This is a genomic window from Trinickia acidisoli (assembly GCF_017315725.1).
Classification (GTDB): domain Bacteria; phylum Pseudomonadota; class Gammaproteobacteria; order Burkholderiales; family Burkholderiaceae; genus Trinickia; species Trinickia acidisoli.
The window spans coordinates 2,075,731-2,094,631 of record NZ_JAFLRG010000001.1 but is presented as its reverse complement, the minus strand read 5'-3'; the positions used below and the strand labels follow the sequence as shown (position 1 = coordinate 2,094,631).

Below are 18,901 nucleotides of genomic sequence, written 5' to 3'. Positions count from 1 at the left end.
CGCAAGACCACCTATGCGGAGCACACCGTGAGCACCCCCGTCCAATCCCGAATCGCGGCGCCGGCCAACGACGGCCCAGGCCATCTTGACGCCGTGGGCCCCATCACCGAAGCCGCCGTCGCCGCCATCGACTGGAGGAGCATCGCGGCCTCTCTCGACGAACACGGCTTCGCCGTCGTATCCGCCCTGCTCTCGCCGGCCCAATCCCACGCCCTAGCGGCGGGCTACGATCACGATTCGCTTTACCGCAGTCGTATCGTCATGAGCCGTCATGGCTTCGGCCGCGGGGAATACAAGTACTTCGCCTATCCACTCCCCGAACCGATCGCCACGCTACGCACGACGATCTATCCGTATCTCGTCCCAATCGCGAATCGCTGGAATGCCGCCATGGGCATCGACGTGCGCTATCCCAACGCGCACCCAGCGTTCATCGAACGCTGCCATGAAGCCGGCCAGATGCGACCCACGCCGCTCATCCTTCAATACGCGCAAGACGACTACAACTGTCTGCACCAAGATCTCTACGGCGAACATGTATTCCCGATCCAAGTTGCAATCCTGCTGTCGCAACCCGGACGCGATTTCACCGGAGGCCAATTCGTGCTGACCGAGCAACGTCCGCGCATGCAATCGCGAGCCGAAGTCGTCGAACTCGAACAAGGCGACGCCGTCATCTTCGCCGTCAGTCATCGTCCGATGCAGGGCACGCGCGGGCCTTATCGCGTCAACCTTCGGCACGGCGTGAGCCGAGTACGCTCGGGCCACCGACACACGGTGGGCATCATCTTTCACGATGCACAATAACGGACGCGCCGCCGTTGCCGGTCAGTCGATCCTTCGGGCGTCGCTGATGAATAGGTGAGCTACAGGCACGCGAATGTACGCGCTATTTAGAGATCGCATGGAAGCCGGCCGCATGCTCGCCGAGCGTTTGCGCGGCGAAGCCGGGAAGCGCACGCTGGTTCTCGCGCTGCCGCGCGGTGGTGTGCCTGTGGCATTTGAAGTTGCGAGGGTGCTCGGTGCCGAACTCGACGTTCTTCCAGTACGAAAAATCGGCGTGCCGGGCCAGAGGGAGTTGGCCATGGGCGCGATTGCTTCGGGCGGCGCTTTGCACATCGAGCGCGACACGATGCACGCCGCGCAAGTTTCGCAGGCGCAGTTCGACACCGTGCTTGCGCAAGAGCGGGTGGAACTGGCCAGACGGGAAACGCTATATCGAGGGAATCGTCCGCCGGCGCAGGTGGAAGATCGCACCGTTTTGGTCGTGGACGACGGCTTGGCAACCGGTGCCACAGTGAAAGCGGCCGTGCTCGCGCTACATGCGCTTCATCCTGCGCGTATCGTCGCCGCCGCCCCCGTTGCGCCGGCCGGCATCGAAACGGGCTTTACGGACATCGTCAACGCGTTCGTTTGCGTCGCGCAACCCGCCCTCTTCTTCAGCGTTGGCCAGCACTACGACGATTTCAGCGAAACGACCGACGACGACGTGCGCGAACTGCTGCGCCGCGCTTGGAGCAGCTAGGTACAAGCCGCGACAAACGGCGGTCACGATCGTCACAGCCGCAACGCCGGCGGCGTATATCGACACTCGTAGCGCTTTCTGACCGTGCCGTTCTCATCCACGCTCTCGAGATAGACGTCGAATTGCCAGAGCCGCACCATATGCTTGAGCACTTCCTCGCTGTCGCTCGCCAAGTGCCGGTTGTCGCTCATGAAGTGGCGCAGTGTGAGACTGCGGTCGCCGCGCGTATTGACCGACCAAACTTGAATGTTCGGCTCGCGATGATGCATGTCGTACTGGCGCGACAGCGACTGGCGCACGTGCTGATAGCCGCTGTCGTCGTGAATGGCCGACACTTCGAGCGCATCGCGCGTATCGTCGTCGAGCACCGAGAACAGGCGCATGTCGCGAATCAGATGCGGCGACAGATATTGCGCGATGAAGCTTTCGTCCTTGAAGTTGCGCATCGCGTAGTGCAGCGTTTGCAGCCACGGCGAGCCGGCGATGTCGGGAAACCAACGGCGATCCTCTTCGGTCGGCGCTTCGCAAATGCGGCGAATGTCGCTCATCATCGAAAAGCCGAGCGCATACGGGTTCATGCCGCTGTAGTACGGTTTCGTCACGGGCGGCTGATAGATGACGTTGCTGTGAGAATGCAAGAACTCCATCATGAAGCCGTCTTCGAGTAGCCCTTGGTGATACAGCGTGTTGAGCAGCGTGTAGTGCCAGAAGGTGGCCCAGCCTTCGTTCATGACCTGCGTCTGCCGTTGCGGATAGAAGTACTGTCCGATCTTGCGCACGATCCGGATGACCTCGCGCTCCCACGGCTCTAGGAGCGGTGCGTTCTTCTCCGCGAAATAAAGCAGGTTTTCTTGCGGCTCCGGTGGGTAGCGTTCTTCCTCCTCTTCGGCCAGCGGCGTGTGACGAGAAGGCAGCGTGCGCCAGAGTTCGTTGACTTGCGATTGCAGATAGGCTTCGCGCTCGCGCCGCAGCACGCCTTCCTTGGCGAGCGAAAGCTTTTGCGGCCGCTTATAGCGATCGACGCCGTAGTTCATCAACGCATGGCACGAGTCGAGCAATTCCTCCACCCTGTCCAAGCCGTAGCGCTCCTCGCACTCGGCGATGTAATTCTTGCCGTAAACGAGGTAGTCGATGATCGCGTGGGCATCGGTCCACAAGCGGAACAGATAGTTGCCCTTGAAGAACGAATTATGGCCGTACGCCGCATGCGCGATCACGAGCGCCTGCATCGTCATCGTGTTCTCTTCCATCAGATACGCGATGCAGGGGTTCGAATTGATGACGATCTCGTAGGCGAGACCCATCTGGCCACGGCGATAGCTTTTTTCGGTCGAGAGGAAATGCTTGCCGAACGACCAATGCCGATAGTTGACGGGCATGCCGACGGACGCGTAGGCGTCCATCATCTGCTCGGCGCTGATCAACTCGAGCTGGATCGGGTACACGTCGAGCTCGTATTGTTCGGCGACTTGCGCAATGTGCGTGTCGTACTCTTCGATCAGCTCGAAGGTCCAATCGGACGGCCACGGCAATGGTCTGCGGTCGGCGATGTTCATACGGGGTTCCCTTTGAGCCACAACAGGTGCAGGTGCTTCTTCGGTATGGCCTCGCGTTTCAGTGTGGGCTGGCTCGGGCTTCGCGTGCTGCTGATGGTGACGCGTTCCCGGCTCGTGCGCCCCCTTGCGGCGGCGCTCCGGCTGATAGCCGCGCGACTCGTTATGCAAATGCTTAGTACTCATGAGGCTGCCACCTGCTTTTCGAACAACTCCCGAAAAACGGGGTAGATGTCAGCCGCGGCATCCACCTTTTTCATCGCCAGATGAGGCTCCGTCATCGCGAGTTGTGCGTACTCGAGCCACAAATTCTGCTCTTCGGGCGCGACTTGAATATAGGCGAAGTACCGCGCCTTTGTCAGGATGTCGTCCTGCAGGATGCGACGGCACTTCGGCGAATCGTCGGTCCAGTTGTCGCCGTCAGACGCCTGAGCGCCGTAAATGTTCCATTCAGTCGGCGAATAGCGCTCGTTTTGGATCTTGCGCATGAGCTCGAGCGCGCTCGACACCACCGTCCCGCCGCTTTCCGTCGAATGAAAGAACGTTTCTTCGTCCACCTCTTCCGCCCGCGTATGGTGGCGGATGAAAACGACTTCGATTTTTTCGTAGTTACGCTTGAGGAACAAATAGAGCAGGATGAAGAAGCGCTTGGACAAATCCTTGCGTTGCTCGTCCATCGAACCCGACACGTCCATCAGGCAGAACATGACCGCTTGGCTCGACGGTTGCGGCTGCTTGACGCGATTGACGTAGCGCAGATCGAACGGGTCGATGAACGGGATCCGCCAGATTCTGCCGCGCAGGTGGTGAAGCTCTTCTTCGAGCCGCTTGAGTTCCTCGGAGTGATCGCCCGGCTCGTTCGAAAGTACTTCGTACTGACGCTCCAACTCATGCAGTTGGTTCACGAGCGGCGCGCCGAGCGCAATGCGCCGGCCAAGTGCGCTGCGCAGCGAGCGAACGACGTCGATATTGTTCGGCGTGCCCTCGGCCGCCCAGCCCGCGCGGATGTTTTTCCACGTCGGCACGGCGAGCAGGTGCGTCTTCACGAGGCGCGGCAGTTCGAGATCGTCGAAGAAGTACTGCATGAATTCTTCGCGGCTCAATTCGAAGACGAAATCGTCTTGCCCTTCGCCTTCGTTGCTCGCTTGGCTTCCGCCTCCGCCGCTGCCGCCGCTCGGGCGCGGGATCTTGTCGCCGCGCACGTAGTCTTCGTTGCCGGGATGCACGATCTCGCGGCGCCCGCCCGGCCCATGATGAAACTGCGGCTCCACGATGTCCTTGCGTGGAATCGTAATGCTTTGCGTGTTTTGAATGTCCTTGATGCTGCGATCGCGCACCGCCTCTGATACGGCACGCCGAATGTAGTTTTTTACGCGACGCAAAAAGCGCTCGCGATTCGCAATGCTCTTGTTCTTACCAGCCAGCCTGCGGTCGATGATTTGATGAAGCACATCCAGTCTCCCGCTTCGAATTGCCGAAAGCGACACGAAGAGCCCTGGCGCAGGCGCCGTGCCCGCGCGCCGTGCGTCGCTTGGCGCATGAAGCGCTTCGTTGGCGCTCGTGGGCGGCAAACCCACGAGCGCGTCGCACACGCTGCTACTCGCCCTGCTGTTAACGTTACGACGACTTGCGCACGCGCAGATACCAGTCGCAGAGCAAGCGCACCTGTTTCGGCGTATAGCCTTTGGTGACCATGCGATTGACGAAATCTTCGTGCTTGCGCTGCTCCTCGGCGGAACCCTTGGCATTGAACGAAATGACGGGCAGCAATTCCTCCGTGTTCGAGAACATCTTCTTTTCGATGACGACGCGCAGCTTCTCGTAGCTGATCCAAGCCGGATTCTTGCCACCGTTGGCCGCGCGAGCACGCAGTACGAAGTTCACGATTTCGTTGCGGAAATCCTTCGGGTTGCTGATGCCGGCCGGCTTCTCGATCTTTTCGAGTTCGGCATTCAACGCGGCGCGGTCGAAGCTTTCGCCCGTGTCATGATCGCGAAACTCCTGATCCTGGATCCAGAAATCGGCATACGTGACGTACCGGTCGAAAATGTTCTGACCGTATTCCGAATACGACTCGAGATACGCGGTTTGGATCTCCTTGCCGATGAACTCGGCGTAACGCGACGCCAGCAGTTCCTTCACGAACGACAGATACTTTTGCTCGGTTTCCGGTGGGAATTGCTCGCGCTCGATTTGCTGCTCGAGCACGTACATCAGGTGCACCGGATTCGCCGCCACTTCGCTCGTATCGAAGTTGAACACGCGCGAGAGAATCTTGAAGGCGAACCGCGTCGAGACGCCCGTCATTCCTTCGTCGACACCGGCGTAATCGCGATATTCTTGGTACGACTTCGCTTTCGGATCGGTGTCCTTCAAGTTTTCGCCGTCGTAGACCTGCATCTTCGAGAACAGGTTCGAATTCTCGGGCTCCTGTAAGCGCGTGAGCGCCGAGAACTGCGCCATCATCTTCAACGTACCCGGTGCGCAGATGGCCTGAGCCAGCGACGAGTTGCGGATCAGCTTCTCGTAGATCTTGATCTCTTCGGACACGCGCAGGCAGTACGGCACCTTGACCACGAAAATCCGGTCGAGCAACGCTTCGTTGTTACGGTTATTGCGGAACGCTTTCCACTCCGATTCGTTCGAGTGCGCGAGGATGATGCCTTCGAACGGAATCGCACCAAACCCTTCCGTGCCCTTGAAGTTGCCTTCCTGCGTCGCGGTGAGCAGCGGATGCAGCACCTTGATCGGCGCCTTGAACATTTCCACGAACTCAAGCAAGCCTTGATTGGCTAGGCACAACCCGCCCGAATAACTGTAGGCGTCGGCATCGTCCTGCGCGTACTGTTCGAGCTTGCGAATGTCGACCTTGCCCACGAGCGACGAGATGTCCTGATTGTTCTCGTCGCCCGGCTCCGTCTTCGCGATCCCGATCTGCCGCAGGATCGAGGGGTAGCGGCGCACGACGCGAAACTTGCGGATGTCGCCGTTGTACTCGTGCAGGCGCTTCACGGCCCACGGGCTCAAGATGCTCTTGAGGTAGCGGCGCGGAATGCCGTACTGTTCTTCGAGGACCGCGCCGTCTTCGTCGTAATCGAAAAGCCCCAACGGAGATTCGTTGACCGGCGAGCCCTTGATCGAATAGAACGGCACGCGTTCCATCAACTGCTTCAGACGCTCGGCGATCGACGATTTGCCGCCGCCCACCGGGCCGAGCAGATAAAGAATTTGCTTCTTTTCTTCGAGACCCTGCGCGGCATGACGGAAATACGCGACCACCTGCTCGATCACGTCCTCCATGCCGTAGAACTCTCGAAACGCGGGGTATACCTTGATGACCTTGTTCGCGAAGATCCGCGACAAGCGGGGTTCATGGCGCGTGTCGACCTGCTCTGGCTCCCCGATCGCCGTCAACATGCGTTCGCTGGCCGTCGCGTACGCGGCGGGATTGTTTTTGCAGAGCGCGAGGTACTCCTCGAGCGAGAGCTCCTCCTCTCGGGTTTTCTCGAAGCGGTTCGCGAAGCTGCTGTAAATATCCATGCTACCTCCTCGCCTAAGTCTGCGGACGATGTCGCCTTCCGGAAGGCTATACCGAAACGACCTCGCTCGAATTCATCCTAAACCCTTTTAAATTATTTTTCACGACCTCCTTTGCCCTACCTTTCTACATGTGTGTCCTAGCTTGGAGATACGCACACACTCGCCTACAATCTTCAGCCTGCCTCTCACGCATGCCGCATCGCTGCAATCTCGCGCACAGCATCGGGTTCGTTCCCGCCCGCGTCTCCTTGCACTCAACGTAGGCCACGCGAACGCATACCGCCCGCGCCACCGTCGTCGCTTCGTGCGGTAGCACCGCAATGCGCGCGTGTCTCACATAACGGCAACCGCGCGCTCCCGCTTCGAACTGTCGAGGCGGTGTGGCTGCGATCCCACCACGCGTGTCGCCATGCTCGGTCATCGCCCCTTTTGCACGCGCGATGCCTGCTCGCATGTTCGCCATCGCATCCTGTGTCTGATCGCCCGCTGCCTTTATCCGTATACGCGGCACCTGGCGTTTTCGATGACACCTGTATGCATCGGTTACAAGTTTTTGAAGAACTGGCGACGACGCGCGGACACGTTCGACAAACCGATTGTGCTGCCTCTCGCTGCTTTTCGTCTCGGGTCGTTTCGGTTGATTGCTTTTTTAGGGCCGGATGTGAGACGGGCCCGGGCGCTTCATCGAGAAGCGTACGGGCCCGCGGCGCCCTCCGGCGCACGACGAAGAGCAAAGAGCGAAACCAGCCTTTGGCAGAGGTCGTTAGAACGTTTCCCAGTCGTCGTTCGATGTCGTGCTCGATGGGGCCGCCGATGAGGCGACCTTGCGAGCGGGTGCCGATGCGGAAACAGCCGACTGATCGGCGACCACGGGTTTCGATTCGGCCGTTGGCGTTGGGGTATGGGCTCGCGGTGCCGGCGCGATCGAAGGCTTGGAGGCCACGGCGGCGGCCCGCTCGGCATGCGTTGCGACTGCTACGGCCGACGTCGTCGGCTTGGTGTTAGGCAGCGCAGCCGCTCGCTTAGGCGATGGTGCGGCAATGGGGCGCGTCGGGCGCGCGTGAATCGGCGAATGGCCGCGCTTGGCCATCTGGCTGCTCGCGCCCATCTGCTTCGCGCTCGGCTTCGATGCGCCTGCATCGATCATCGGCACCGAGCGATTCGGCGACGCGTGCCATCCGCCCGTATCGTCGGCGAGTTGGAACACGCTGACGGCCGTGCGAAGGCGCTCCGCCTGCTCCTGCAGCGATTGCGCCGCAGCTGACGCTTGCTCGACGAGGGCTGCGTTCTGCTGCGTGACTTGGTCCATCTGCGAGACCGCCCGCGCGACCTCGCCGATCCCGCCGTTCTGCTCTTCGGAGGCCGCGGCGATTTCGCCCATGATGTCCGTCACGCGCTGCACGGCAGCGATGATTTCTTCCATGGTGCGGCCGGCCTCGCCCACGAGCGCCGATCCCGAACGCACGCGTTCGACCGAGGTATCGATAAGCGTCTTGATTTCCTTTGCCGCGCCCGAGGAGCGTTGCGCGAGCGCACGCACTTCGCCGGCGACAACCGCGAAACCGCGCCCTTGCTCTCCGGCACGCGCGGCTTCGACGGCCGCGTTCAGCGCGAGAATGTTCGTTTGGAAGGCGATGCCTTCGATGATCGTGATGATGTCCGCGATCTTGGCCGAGCTGTCGTTGATCTCGCCCATCGTGCCGACGACCTGCCCAACCACTTCGTTGCCCTTGTTGGCGATGTCCGATGCGTTCGCGGCCAGTGCACTCGCCTGCCGCGCGTTCTCGGCGTTTTGCCGGACGGTGTCCGTCAAGTGGTCCATGCTCGAGGTCGTTTCTTGCAGCGATGCGGCTTGCTCTTCGGTGCGTGAGGACAAGTCGAGGTTGCCCGCCGCGATCTCTTTCGTCGCCGATGCAATCGATTCGCTGCCGCTTCGGACCGTACGCACGGTGTCGGTCAGGCTGTGTTGCATCTTCGCCAGACCGTCGAGCATGAGCCCCATTTCGTCGCGTGTGCGCACGATGATTGGTTTGCGCAAGTCGCCCGACGCGATCGCTTCGAAATAGGAAAGCGCATCGCCAAGCGGCTTCGCGATCGCCGCTCGCAGGTTCAGGTAGGACCAAAGGGCCGCGGCGAGTGCCGCCACGAGCAGGACTGTCGTCACGAGACGGAAAGTGTCGTAGTTCGCTTGCGAAGCGTTAAATTCTGCTTTCGATTGCGAAAATTGCAGTTTGCTCAAGGCGTCGTCGCTTTTCGACAATGCGACAAAAGCGATTTGGAGATCGTCGGCAGTACTAAGGATTTTGTCGTGGTCGTTCGCATTGATCGCGTCGACGTAATTGGAAATGACCCCTTGCAGCGCTTCGCGTTTCGCGACGACGTCCTGCAAAAGCTTGTCTTCGTCCGAATCGCGCGGCAAGTCTTGATACTTTTTCCACCAACCGTCCGACGTCGCGCGAAGCACCGCGGCGCGGTCGAAGTTCTTTTTCGTCTCGTCAGCCTGGCCCGCGTGCATGGCGGCGCGATCGAGCGCAAGCCGTTCGCGCGCCGCGTAACTTTCCGCCATCTCGATCGCTACCGCGCTCGGCATCTGGTTCTGATAGATGTCGCGTGTCGCGTTGCTCGCCTTGCCCATGCCCGACAAGCCGAGCGTGCCGAGGGCGAGCAGCAGCGCGGATAAAAACGCCATCGCTAAACCGATGCGCGTTTTGATCGACATACCATTTCTTAACATGCTGAGTCCTTCTGATCAGAACCTTGATGGGAGAACGCACCGTTCGCTACCCCTTCGAGCAACGGAAGCGTGCACTCTGATCATTGTTTACGGCCCAAGCGTGGAAGGACTTGAGGAGAACTAATTAATGCGATGAATGGGTGCGTAATCGAGGATAGTCAGCGTCAATAGACTGAGGATTGCGGACGAAGGCGGCGAGCGTTGCGCTCGCCGAACGTCAACGCGCCGAGTCGAGTTCGGCGAGGGTGGGAATGGACGGTTGCGCGCCCGGGCGGGTCACCGACAGCGCCGCCGCGCGTTGCGCGAAGCGCACTGCGTCATCCACCGCGACGCCGCCCGCGAGTTGCGCGGCAAACGCGCCGATGAACGTATCGCCGGCCGCCGTCGTGTCGACAGCCGTCACGCGGGGGGCCTCGAAATGCGTGGTGCCCGACTCGAGCGCCGCCAAGACACCGGACGCGCCCAGCGTGATCAGCACGTTGCGCGCGCCTTGGCTGCGCAGTGCTTGCGCGGCATCGGCCGCTTGCGCCGGCGAGCCGATCGGCATGCCGGTCAGCGCGGCAGCCTCCACTTCGTTCGGGATCAAGTAATCGACGAGCGGCAGCCATGCGCCGGGCAATGGTCCCATCGCCGGGGCAGGATTGAGAATGACTGTCTTGCCGAGACGCCGGCCCGCGTCGATTGCCGCATGCACCGTACTCGGCGGCGTTTCGAGCTGGCAAACGAGCACACTGGCCTCGGACAGCAGCGATTCATGGCGGGCAATGTCCGCGTCCGTCAGTTCGCCGTTGCCGCCTGCGACGATGATGATCGAGTTGCGCCCGGCCTCGTCGACGGCGATCAGGGCGACGCCCGTCGGCACGGCATCGCAGGTGGCGAGCGCCCCGCAATCGATGCCCTCGGCCTCGAGGCCGGCGCGCAGTAAAGCGCCGTTACCGTCCGCGCCGACACAACCGATCATCGCCACGCGCGCGCCGAGGCGTGCGGCCGCGACCGCCTGGTTGCCGCCCTTGCCGCCGGCTACCTGTGCAAACGCGTGCCCGGCGAGCGTTTCTCCGGCCGCGGGCAGGCGTGGCACGCGCACGACGAGATCCATGTTCAAGCTGCCGACGACCGCCACCACGCCGAGGCACTTCGTTGCATTCGCCGCATTCGTTTCAGTCATCGCGACCGATTCCTCCGTTCGCGCGTGAGCGCGCCGCTACCCTCACGCGCACAAGGCCGCGCTCACGGGCCCGGCGAACACCGCTGTCGATTCGCGCAGCACGAGCCGTGGCGTGATGACACGGCGGCGCGTCGCCCCGCTCACCACGCCGCTGATTCGCTCGATCAGCATGTGCGCGGCGGCTTCGCCGAGCGCGCGCACCGATTGGCCGACAGTGGACAGCGCCGGGTACGTAAAACTGCTGAGTTCGATATCGTCAAACCCAATGATCGAACAATGTTGCGGCACGCGAATGCCGCGCTCGGCGGCGACCCGCAGCGCGCCGATCCCCATCATGTCGTTGCAAGCGAAGATCGCCGTGGGCCGCACGGTGTCGAACAGGCGCCCGGCCGCTTCCTGCCCGCCCGTGCCGGAAAAATCGCTCTCGACGATCGCGCTCGGCTCGATGTCGATGCCGCGCTCGGTCATCGCGCGAATGAAACCGTGCACGCGCATCGCACTGACCGCCGTTGCCACGGGCCCCGTGATGCAGCCGATGCGCACATGGCCGAGTTCGAGCAGATGCCGTGTCGCCAGATAAGCGCCGCGCTCGTGATCGATCTGCACCAGGTCGGCCGCGAGGCCTTCGATGTTGCGATCGACGATGACGAGCGGCTCGCGCGTGTCCGTCAGGCTGCTCGCCAGCACGGCATCGTCGCCGGCCGATGCAATGATGAGCCCGTCGATGCGCTTTTCCTGCAGGATTCGCAGATAATTGCGCTGCTTTTTCGGATCGTCGTCGGAATTGCAAAAAAACATGCAATACCCGCCGCGCGCGCACCCGTCTTCGATGCCACGCGCAAGCTCAGCGAAATACGGGTTCGTGCTGTTGGGCACAACGAGCCCGATCGTCGCCGTCGTGCGCGCCTTCAGCGACCGCGCGACCGCGGACGGCACGTAGTTGAGCTGGGCGATCGCGCGCTCGACTTTCGCGCGCACGTCGGCCGAAACCGGGCGTGTGTTGTTGACCACGTGCGATACGGTGGTGAACGACACGCCGGCTATGGCCGCCACATCCTTGATCGTCGCCATTACCGATACTCTCTCGCTTGTTTTTTTCCGCGGGCTGAAAGAGCCCCGCAGCTACCCCGAACATCCTGTTTTCGACCCCGCTCTGGCGCGTTTCCCCGCGCGCCAGCCGGAGGACCTCCTGCTCGAACCATACTCAACCGCGCTTGCGCCGACTCCGATACGTATCGAGCACCACCGCGATCACGATGACGGCGCCCGTGATGATTCGCTTGGTCGGCTCGCTCGCGCCGATCTGCGCGAGGCCGGCGGCAAGCACCGAGATGATAAGCACCCCGAAAAACGTGCTGATGACGGAACCTCGCCCGCCCATGAGGCTCGTGCCACCGATGACGACCGCGGCGATGACCTGCAACTCGAGGCCGACGCCGGCGTTCGGGTCTGCCGCTTCGAGCCGCGACACTTGGAACAGCGCGGCCATCCCGGACAGCGCCCCCATCAGCGCGAATACCGCCACTTTGTACGGGCGCGGATCGACACCCGCGAGCCGCACGGCTTCCTCGTTCGTGCCGATGCCGACGAGATGCCGTCCGAATACGGTACGCGTCAGCACGAGCTGGGCCGCGATCATCACGACGACGGCGATCACGAAAGCCGGCGAGATGCCGACCGCGATCGGATTGGAAAGAAAGTCGAACGCGTCGCCGATATAGGCCGTGCGCGAATCGGTCAACTGATAGGCCAGCCCGCGCGCGGCCTCGAGCACCCCGAGCGAGACGATGAACGATGGGATGCGCCAGCCGACCGTGACGCCACCGGTGACCATGCCCGTCAGCGCCGCGGCGGCCATCCCGATCAACGCGGAAGGCACTGGGCCCCAGCCCCATTTGAGCGCCGCCACGCTGACGACCGATGCCGCCAGCGCGAGGACGGAGCCGACCGACAGGTCGATCCCGGCGATGATGAGCACGAATGTCATGCCGACCGACATCACGACGAGATCGGGAATCTGGTTGGCGATCGTGCTGAACGTCTCGTAGGTCAGAAAGTGCGAGCTCAGCGCCGAAAACAGCGCGATCATCGCCGCCAGCGCGCCGGCCAGCCCCAGGTAGTTCGACAAGCCGAGCCGAGTGCCGGCCGGACGGGCACTCGGCGCATCGCCGAGGACAGCGGTGCCCGCATCGGGGCGCGCGGTCGGATCGGTCATGACAGACTCCGTGCGGGGTAATTGGGGTTAGGCGCGGCTTCGCGCGAGCCGTTCATATGGCCCGCGAATGCGGCTGCGAGCAACGCGTCCTGCGTCCATTCGTCTCGATCGAACATGCCAGTGAGGCTTCCTGCCGACATGACGCCGATCCGATCGCAAATCAGCATCAGCTCGCGCAGGTCGCTCGACACGACGACGAGGGCTCGCCCCTCGCGGGCAAGCGCGCCAAGCAGTGTGTAGATGTCGAACTTCGCCCCGACGTCGATGCCGCGCGTCGGCTCGTCGAACAGCAGCACCTTGGCGTCGCGCGCGAGCCAGCGGCCGATCACGACCTTCTGCTGATTGCCGCCCGAGAGTTCGCCCACGGGCTGCGCCGGGCCGTGCGCCCGAACGTGCAGCGCTTCCATCTGCTTGCGCGCGAGCGCTTGTTCACGCCGACCGTCGACGACGCCCCAACGCGCCACGGCGGCCATGTTGCCGAGCGATACGTTGGCGGCGATCGAATGCGGTAGCAGCAGGCCCTCGCCTTTACGGTCTTCGGTGATGAGCGCGATACCGTGCCGCACCGCATCGGCCGGCGAATCGATCCGCGTGGGCTGAAGCGGCCGGCCGATCGACACCGTGCCGCGCTCCGCCGCATCGGCGCCGTAGATGAGACGCATGAGCTCGGTGCGGCCGGCCCCGATCAGGCCGCTCACGCCGAAAATCTCGCCTTCGCGAACCTCGAACGAGACGTCGCGCACGACCGTGCCGCGGCTCAGGCCGTCGACTTTCAGCAACGGCGCGCCGATGCGGCGTTCGCCCAGATCGATGCGCTCGCCAAGCTCGCGCCCCACCATTAGCGTGACGAGGCGCTCGCTCGTCAGGTTCCGCATCTGGTCGACCGTAACGAGGCGCCCGTCTCGTAGCACCGCGACGCGCTCGGCCACCCGCGCCAGTTCCTCGAGCCGATGCGAGATATAGACGATGGCGACACCGCTCGCCTTGAGCCGATCGATCTGTTCGAACAAAAGATCGACCTCGCGCGCCGTCAACATGGCCGTCGGCTCGTCGAAGATGAGCACGCGCGTATCGTCGATCAGGTTGCGCGCGATTTCGACCATTTGCTGATGGCCGATACCGAGCGCGCCGACGGGCGTATCCGGATCGATTGCATTGAGGCCCACGCGTGCCATGGCCACGCGGGCGTCCTCGGCCAGGCGCGCGCGATCGATCCAGCCCAGCGCACGCGGGCCGCGGCACGGCAATCGATCGAAAAACAGGTTTTCGGCGACGGTCAACGTGGGTAGCAGGTTCAGCTCCTGCATGACCATGCGCACGCCGAGCGCCTCGGCTTCGTGCCGGCTCTTGGGGGCGTAGTCGGCGCTCAAGAGCCGCATCGCGCCCGCGCTGGGCGCGACGAGCCCGCCGACGATCTTCGACAACGTACTTTTGCCCGCGCCGTTCTCGCCGGTCAGCGCGAGCGCTTCGCCGCCGTACAGCGCGAGCGTCACGTCCGCGAGCACCGGCTCGGCATAGGTTTTGCCGATTCCGGTGACGCTGAGCACTGCGTTCGTTTCGTCGTGGTCGGTCAAATCCATCGGGTTTCCGTTGTCGGGGCGGCCGGATCCGCGGCCGTCGCGCCGGCCCGCCGCCAATGACGCTTATGTCGGAGGATAACGGCAACGGCGCGCGCTTTCTTGAGCGCGCCCGCTCTGCCCGAATACGATGGGGCAGCGGACGGCGCCTTGCGAGAGGCGCCGCCCACGGTCTTTGCTCGCGTCGTCTACGGTTACTTCGAGGTCTTCGTGACGAGGTCGACCGGCGTTTCGACCATCTGCGACAGGTCCGATTGCTTCTTGTGCTCCTCGATCGCCTTGAGCGCCGTATCGATGCCGAATACGGCTTGCTTCGCGGCATACTGGTTGGCCGTCGCGAGCACGCGGCCGTCCTTGAGCATCGGCTTGATCGCGTCTATGTCGTCGTAGCCGACGACATAGACCTTGCCTTGCTTGCCGGCGGCGCGCACGGCCGACACTGCGCCGATCGCCATGTTGTCGTTACCGCACAACAGTGCCTTGATGTTCGGGTATTGATTCAGCATAGCCGAAGCGATCGCATTGCCCTTGTCGATCTCCCATTCGCCGGATTGAACCGAATCGATCTTCGCGCCGACCTTCTGCATCGCCGCCTTGAACCCGGCGGTCCGCTGCTGCGCATTCGTCGTCGTCGACACACCCTCGACGATGCCTACCTCGTCCCCGGCCTTCAGCTTCTTGGCGAGAAAGTCGCCGACCTTCTCGGCGCCCTTGGCGTTGTTGGGGCCTACGAACGGCACGTTCAAGCCCTTGGACTTGAGTACGTCGGGGTCGAGTTGGTTGTCGATGTTCACGACGATGATGCCGGCATCGACGGCCTTTTTCACGACGGGGACGAGCGCTTTGGAGTCGGCCGGCGCCAGCACGATTGCGTCGACGTGGCTGTCGATCATCTGTTCGACGATGTTGATTTGCGCGGCCGTGTCGGTTTCGTTCTTGATGCCGTTCGTAATGAGATCGAATTTGCCGGCATTATGCTTTTGATAATCCTTCGCGCCGGTTTCCATCGTCAGAAAGAACTCATTCGCCAGCGATTTCATCACGAGTGCGACCTTGGGCCGGGCCGCGTCAGGTTTGTTGGCGCTCTGCGCGAGCGCGTCGGTCGCGCAGAGCGGCGCGAGGGCCGTGCAGGCGAGCGCGGCGGCGGCAACAAGCATACGGCGACGGGTGCGGTGAAGCATAAGGTTCTCTCCTTTCTTATTCGGCCCGAGGCGAGCCCTGATTTTTCGATTCGAACTCTTCGATTGCCGCAGCGCGTCATCGCACGGCGCGACAGCGGGCTACGAGCCCTGGCGTGCGCCGGGGACCGCCTATGCTGGACCGTTCTTGGCTAGCGCGCAAGACTAGCGCGCTAGCCAAGCTCGGGTTTGCGCTAGTCGCGGCCATGCGAAAGCCCCGAGACCCCTGCTGTGCGAGGGTCTCGGGGCGGTGCGCGCTAGCCGCGCAGATGCTCAGAGATGGGCGACCGACGTGCCGTCGACCTTGCCGTCGATGATGTCGCGCGCGTATTGCACGCCGATCCGATGCGCTTCGATCTGGTCATCGAGCGGTGCGTGTTCAGGCACGCCGAACATTTCAGCTTTCGCGCGTTCGCCGCTCGCCTTGCGGGAAATCGTGATGACGATGTCGAATCGGCGCGGCGAGTCGTCCGATTGGTCGGGTTCTTTTGCCCGCCGCAACGCCTGCACGCCGATCGCAAATCCCTTGTACTGCTCGGAAAACGGTACGGACATGGCTTGCGCTCCGTCGCAAATGAAGGCCGCGCGTGCGCTACGCTGGTTGGCTTCGGGCACACGCGGCACAAAACGATCGCAATCGATCGCCCCCATGTCGCATGCAAGAGGTGTTCCCTCCTGCGTTCACTGCCGCGGCATCCCGCAGCGCGGCATATGCGTCGAGAGGAAGCATCCGAAATGCCGTGAAAATTGAAGAAATTACCGGTCGCTCGCCGAGTCGTGAGCGCACCGGTGCAATCCAAGCGTTTCAGGGGAGCGACGATTCGTCGCATTTCTTCTATGATGGCTCCCAAGACGGTCCGTCAACCTCACGAATTCAAGCCATCGGGCCGCCCTCTCGTCGTGGATGCGCAATGCATTGCGGAGGCATGAATGGCATGGAGACAGAACCGCTGGGTAAGACGTTGGCTCGTCGTCATCGTCTTTTGGCTAGTCCCGGTGGCAATCGTTGCGATACGCGAGATCCAGGACGAGATGTCCTATAACGTCGTCGACCTCGATCGCGCGCTGACGACTTGGCAATTGACCGACGCCCAGAGCGCCGCGGGCGATGCTGCGCGCTGCCACGGCAAGCTCGTGGAAGCGCGCGCTGCCGGCTGCCCGGCGGACGTGCTGGCCGCCAATGCGCCGCGTCAGCACGATGCGCTTGCGGAATATGCGCTGCGGCGCCGCACGCTGTTTCTCTACCTTTGGCATGCGTTCGTCGGGTACTGGGTCGTCCCGGCAGCGTTCATTTTCGCGGTGGGCCTCGTGATTGCCGGCATTCGGCGCGCGTTGCGGCGCCCGCCGGTGGTCAAGCGTACCGTCCAGCACTAACGCCGTTCACGACCGGGGGCGGCCGTTAAATCGGACCCGGTCCCTGGCATGCATCCTGCTTGATCGTCGTTGCATTTTCTGAGATCACGCTTCGTCCGAACCCGCCGCCGAGCGGTTTGACCGACGGATCATAACGGAGAGAGTCCATGCAAAAACGAAACTTGATGCGCAAGGCGGCCGCTGTCGTCGTAGTCGGCGCGTTCGCGCTCGCCGGCTGCACGACCACCACGAACAACGGCAACCCGGTCGGCGCGACGCCGGGCAGCAATATGTCCAAACGTCAGGAAATCAACTCGGGCGTCGATGCGACGCTCTCGCGCCTGTATGCTCAAGTGCCGGGCGCGCGCGAACTCGTGCAGAAAGCGCATGGGGTACTCGTATTTCCGAAGGTGCTGCAGGCAGGTTTCATGGTCGGCGGACAGTATGGGGAAGGCGCATTACGCGTAGGCGGCCAGACGGCCGGCTACTACAACACCGTCTCCGGCTCGTTCGGGTTCCAGGCGGGTGCGCAATCGAAGGCTGTGATCTTCCTATTCATGACCGACGACGCGCTCAATGCGTTCCGCGCGCGTGATGGCTGGTCGGTCGGCGGGGATGCGTCGGTTGCCGTGCTCAAGATGGGGGCCAATGGCGCCATCGATACGACGACGGCCACCAAACCCGTGGAAGTCATCGTGATGACGAATGCGGGCCTCATGGGCGACCTCTCGCTCGAAGGCACGAAGATCACCCGACTCAACATCTAGCTCTAGCCGGTATCTAGGCAATAGGATGGCGCGGCGCGCTTCGGTGCCGCGCCGCCTTCCTTCTCCTGTTTCCCTCTCGTTTCCGCCACGCACGCGGGTGCCCGCTTACGCGCTGCGCCGATTCAGCCGCGCGAGGCGCCCTCGCCCGACGCCGAATCGATGATCTTGAAGCGCGAGCGCTTTTGCGCGCGGATGACCGACTGGTAGGCGTCGACGTATTGGCGCGCCATATGGTGCGAGGTGAAGCGCTCCTCGAAGCGCTGCCGCACACGCGCACGCGGCAGCGTGTGAAGACGGTTGACGGCGGCCACGGCGCTGATTTCGTCCTCGACGATGAAGCCCGAGATGCCCTCGTCGACCACTTCCGGGACCGACCCGCGATTGAACGCGATGACCGGCGTGCCGCATGCCATCGCCTCGATCATCACGAGACCGAAAGGCTCGGGCCAATCGACCGGAAAGAGCAGCGCATGCGCGCCTGATAGGAAATCGGCCTTTTGCTCATCGGCGATTTCGCCGACGAACTCGACATGCGGCAGATCGAACAGCGGCTTGATCTCGCGTTCGAAATATTCGCGGTCGGCGGCGTCGATCTTCGCGGCAACGCGGATCGGCAGCCCGCAGTGCGCTGCAATGCGGATCGCCGTGTCGACGCGCTTTTCGGGTGAAATGCGGCCTAGGAAGGCGAGGTACTTCTGCTCGACCGGCTGCGGCGTATAGAGCTGCTCGGGCAGCCCGTGATAAACCGTCTTCAGCCATTTCGCCTGCGGCATCGGGTGGCGCTGGGCGTTCGAGATCGAGATGACCGGCGCCGTACCGAAAGTATCGAAGACAGGCTGCTGCTCGGGCAGATCGAGCCGGCCGTGCAGCGTCGTCACGAATGGCGTGTCCTGTCGCTTGAAGAGCGAAAACGAGTAGTAGTCCATATGGAAGTGCAGGACGTCGAACTCTTCGGCGCGGCGTCGCACGAGTTCCATCAGCAACATATGCGGTGCGATCCGGTCGCGAATGCCGGGATCGAGCCGCAACGCGCGCGGCCAGACCGCCTCGAGTTTTGCGCTGGTTTTCGAGTCGCCGCTTGCGAACAGCGTGACATCGTGTCCGAGATCGACGAGGGCCTCGGTGATGTAAGAAACGACACGTTCGGTGCCGCCATAGAGCTTGGGGGGCACCGATTCAGTCAGCGGCGCGATTTGCGCAATTTTCATTCGAGAGACTCCATGCAAGTGGACGACGGGCCCGTCATCGCGTCAATCCCCGGTCGTGCCGGATGCTCGAGAGCGACGAACCGCTT

General features: G+C 62.6%; 15 protein-coding genes. 4 read left to right on the top strand and 11 right to left on the bottom strand.

What is annotated here, in order from left to right; translation table 11 throughout:
* Positions 1-93 precede the first annotated feature (93 nt).
* Together J3485_RS09595 and J3485_RS09590 are read left to right on the top strand one after the other, a co-directional pair.
* Positions 94-807 carry a 2OG-Fe(II) oxygenase gene (locus J3485_RS09595; RefSeq protein ID WP_309477040.1) on the top strand — a complete coding sequence of 238 codons (714 nt, stop codon included), beginning with the start codon at positions 94-96 and terminating at the stop codon, positions 805-807.
* A 73-nt stretch (positions 808-880) separates the two neighbouring features.
* Positions 881-1,525 carry a phosphoribosyltransferase gene (locus J3485_RS09590; RefSeq protein ID WP_206952245.1) on the top strand — a complete coding sequence of 215 codons (645 nt, stop codon included), beginning with the start codon at positions 881-883 and terminating at the stop codon, positions 1,523-1,525.
* Between the two features lie 32 nt (positions 1,526-1,557).
* On the opposite strand, the gene J3485_RS09585 is transcribed toward J3485_RS09590, so the two are convergent.
* From J3485_RS09585 to J3485_RS09540, 10 genes are all read right to left on the bottom strand, one after another.
* Complete coding sequence (locus J3485_RS09585) at positions 1,558-3,264, bottom strand: SpoVR family protein (RefSeq protein WP_206952244.1); 1,707 nt, start codon at positions 3,262-3,264, stop codon at positions 1,558-1,560.
* Positions 3,261-4,529, bottom strand: a complete 1,269-nt coding sequence (locus J3485_RS09580; RefSeq protein WP_206952243.1) for a YeaH/YhbH family protein — start codon at positions 4,527-4,529, stop codon at positions 3,261-3,263. The genes J3485_RS09585 and J3485_RS09580 overlap by 4 nt, the downstream gene beginning before the upstream one ends.
* Before the next feature lie 166 nt (positions 4,530-4,695).
* Positions 4,696-6,618 carry a PrkA family serine protein kinase gene (locus J3485_RS09575; RefSeq protein WP_206952242.1) on the bottom strand — a complete coding sequence of 641 codons (1,923 nt, stop codon included), beginning with the start codon at positions 6,616-6,618 and terminating at the stop codon, positions 4,696-4,698.
* 763 nt (positions 6,619-7,381) lie between these two features.
* Positions 7,382-9,352 carry a methyl-accepting chemotaxis protein gene (locus J3485_RS09570; RefSeq protein WP_206952241.1) on the bottom strand — a complete coding sequence of 657 codons (1,971 nt, stop codon included), beginning with the start codon at positions 9,350-9,352 and terminating at the stop codon, positions 7,382-7,384.
* A gap of 217 nt (positions 9,353-9,569) precedes the next feature.
* Positions 9,570-10,517 carry a ribokinase gene (rbsK, locus tag J3485_RS09565; RefSeq protein ID WP_206952240.1) on the bottom strand — a complete coding sequence of 316 codons (948 nt, stop codon included), beginning with the start codon at positions 10,515-10,517 and terminating at the stop codon, positions 9,570-9,572.
* A gap of 42 nt (positions 10,518-10,559) precedes the next feature.
* On the bottom strand, positions 10,560-11,588 hold the full coding sequence (locus J3485_RS09560) for a LacI family DNA-binding transcriptional regulator (RefSeq protein ID WP_206952239.1): 1,029 nt from the start codon (positions 11,586-11,588) through the stop codon (positions 10,560-10,562).
* A gap of 133 nt (positions 11,589-11,721) precedes the next feature.
* Positions 11,722-12,732, bottom strand: a complete 1,011-nt coding sequence (locus J3485_RS09555; protein WP_206952238.1) for an ABC transporter permease — start codon at positions 12,730-12,732, stop codon at positions 11,722-11,724.
* Positions 12,729-14,312 (bottom strand): sugar ABC transporter ATP-binding protein, encoded by a 1,584-nt coding sequence (locus J3485_RS09550; RefSeq protein WP_206952237.1) that lies wholly within the window; start codon positions 14,310-14,312, stop codon positions 12,729-12,731. Before J3485_RS09550 ends, J3485_RS09555 begins: the two co-directional genes overlap by 4 nt.
* A gap of 191 nt (positions 14,313-14,503) precedes the next feature.
* A complete protein-coding gene (locus tag J3485_RS09545) occupies positions 14,504-15,490 on the bottom strand; it encodes a sugar ABC transporter substrate-binding protein (protein WP_206952236.1) in 987 nt (328 codons plus the stop codon).
* Positions 15,491-15,760: 270 nt separating this feature from the next.
* Positions 15,761-16,042: a hypothetical protein gene (locus J3485_RS09540; RefSeq protein ID WP_206952235.1), complete on the bottom strand. Its 282-nt coding sequence runs from the start codon at positions 16,040-16,042 to the stop codon at positions 15,761-15,763.
* A 375-nt stretch (positions 16,043-16,417) separates the two neighbouring features.
* Between J3485_RS09540 and J3485_RS09535 the strand changes: the two genes are divergently transcribed.
* Positions 16,418-16,861, top strand: coding sequence for a hypothetical protein (locus J3485_RS09535; protein WP_206952234.1), 444 nt, complete (start codon positions 16,418-16,420; stop codon positions 16,859-16,861).
* A 146-nt stretch (positions 16,862-17,007) separates the two neighbouring features.
* Positions 17,008-17,607: a BPSL1445 family SYLF domain-containing lipoprotein gene (locus tag J3485_RS09530; protein WP_206952233.1), complete on the top strand. Its 600-nt coding sequence runs from the start codon at positions 17,008-17,010 to the stop codon at positions 17,605-17,607.
* Positions 17,608-17,729: 122 nt separating this feature from the next.
* Here J3485_RS09530 and J3485_RS09525 read toward each other — a convergent pair whose 3' ends face one another.
* Entirely contained in the window at positions 17,730-18,815 is a 1,086-nt protein-coding gene (locus tag J3485_RS09525) for a glycosyltransferase family 4 protein (protein ID WP_206952232.1), read from the bottom strand.
* Between the last annotated feature and the right edge of the window lie 86 nt (positions 18,816-18,901).